General features: G+C 65.8%; 1 protein-coding gene. It reads right to left on the bottom strand.

The genetic code is table 11. The features are described 5' to 3' along the window. Nucleotides 1–1,653 (bottom strand): glycoside hydrolase family 2 TIM barrel-domain containing protein (locus tag DBR22_RS04260; RefSeq protein WP_108597934.1); only part of this gene is annotated, 1,653 nt, incomplete at both ends.

Genomic DNA, 1,653 nt, shown 5'->3' with positions numbered 1-1,653 from the left:
TTTTCGGAGGCTGCGGGGGCGGAAGCCGTCAGGCTGACGGTGACGGGTTCGAAACCGTCGGCGCTGACGTGCACGGTAATGTCCCCTTCTGTGACGGGCCTGATGACGGCGAGCAGGCGCCCGTCGAACGAGGTGTGGCTGTCTTCCGTGTACAGCTCCTCCGTGTCGGGGCGGGCGCTGCCCAGGCCTCGCAGCACGCCGGCGCCTTCGACCGTCACCGTGACGGTGTGTTCAACGTTTGTGGCGAGGTTGCCTTGGGCGTCGCGGAACTCGATGGCCAGGTAGCTGAGGTCTGAGTGGTCAGCGCGTAGTTCGGTGCGGTCGGCGTCGGCGGTGAGGCGGATATCGCCCGTTGCCGTGCGGAGTGTGGTGCGGGCCTGCTCCGCCCCGTTGATGTAGCCGACGGCCACCAGCTCGCCGGGCTCATAGGTGAGCTCGAAGTGGGCGCGGAACCGGTGGTTCGGTCCGGCGGGAACGCGGCCCACGGCGGAGCCATTAAGGAGCAGTTCCACCTCATCCGCGTCGCTGTAGACCTCAACCCTGACCGGGGAACCCTCGGCGACGTCCCAGCTCCAGCTGGAGATGCAGTCAGTCCAGGTCCAGGGTCCCATCCCATGTTCACGGGCGTAGTTCTGCGGGCGCTGGACGGCGATGTAGGGCTCGTGGCGAAGCCCGAAGACCGTCTCGCGGTAGTAGGAGGCGGGCCGGCGGTAGCCGGTGATGTCGATGTCACCGCACCAGGCGAGCAGCCACGGGTATGGCGCACCAAGAGCCGGTTTGCCGTCGGTCCCGTCCGTGTACTGCACGCGGCCGATGCCCGCTTCGCCCAGGTAGTCCCAGCCGGTCCAGGTGTAATCGCCGATCACGTGCGGGTTTTCCTCCACCAGCTTCCAGAGGACATCGATCCGGTCCGGGAACGTTTCGGTTCCCACGATGATCCTGTTGGGGAAGAGTTCCCTGTCCATCACATAGCGGCCGTCACCGTAGTTGATGCCGGCCACGTCCACGGCTGCGTGGGATTCGGCCGTCCGTTCCGAGACAAGCGGGGATGCACTGATGCGGCCCATCGCCTCACCGGCCCCGCTCATCATGGCGTTGACACCCTGGCTGTCATCGCCGGCGCCGGCCTCTTTCATCATGGCCGCGGCGTCCGCGATGACCGAGACGAAGCCGTTGATCCCGTTGGTGGTGTAGCGGGTGGAATCCAGGGACCTGATCTTCTCGGCGATCTGCCGGCCCCAGCCGGAGCCAAGGCCGCTGCCGGTTTCCGGGATCTCGTTGCCGATGGAGTACAGCACCACGGACGGGTGGTTGAAGTCTTTCGCCACCATCGCCTCGACATCGCGTTCCCACCATTCGGGGAAGGACAGGGAGTAGTCGAACGCGGATTTCCCTTCGGTCCACACATCGAAGGTTTCGTCCATGACCAGCATGCCGTGCTTGTCGCAGGCGTCCAGCATGGCCTGGCTGACCGGGTTGTGCGCGCTGCGGATGGAGTTGAAGCCGGCTTCCTTCAGGAGTTGGATGCGGCGCTCGTCCGCGCGGGCAATGGTGGCTGCGCCGAGGATGCCGTTGTCGTGGTGGATGCAGGCGCCGCGGAGCTTGACGGTCTCGCCGTTGATCTGAAGACCGTTGAAGGGGTCAAGCTGGAGG

Origin of the sequence: Arthrobacter sp. HMWF013, from assembly GCF_003061105.1 — a bacterium.
GTDB lineage: Bacteria > Actinomycetota > Actinomycetes > Actinomycetales > Micrococcaceae > Arthrobacter.
This window is presented reverse-complemented; position numbering and strand designations above follow the sequence as displayed.